At 47.4% G+C, this 285-nt stretch carries 1 pseudogene; it reads left to right on the top strand.

Features of this window, described 5'->3' with window-relative positions:
* Positions 1–257, top strand: a pseudogene (locus tag HMPREF2794_RS01440) (conjugal transfer protein TraG); the annotation flags it as partial.
* Positions 258–285: the final 28 nt, after the last annotated feature.

The following is a 285-nucleotide window of genomic DNA, read 5'->3' as shown; positions in this document are numbered from 1 at the left end:
GCAGCAATGCCCTTGACTTACCCGATGTGCAAAAACAAGGGGACTTCTTCGTAGAATCCCCGATTGTCCTGTTTACGGCGATAATATGGTTTTTGAAAATCTATGAAGGCGGCAGGTTCTGTACATTCCCCCATGCGATAGAACTACTAAACAAAAGGTACGAGGATGTATTCACCATTCTGACAAGCTATCCCGAACTTGAGAACTATCTGAGTCCGTTCATTGACGCATGGAAAGGCGGGGCGAGCGAACAGCTCCAGCTGCGCCCGTAAGGGCATATAATAA

The sequence above is a fragment of the Bacteroides sp. HMSC067B03 genome, assembly GCF_001811315.1.
GTDB lineage: Bacteria > Bacteroidota > Bacteroidia > Bacteroidales > Bacteroidaceae > Bacteroides > Bacteroides faecis.
This window is presented reverse-complemented; position numbering and strand designations above follow the sequence as displayed.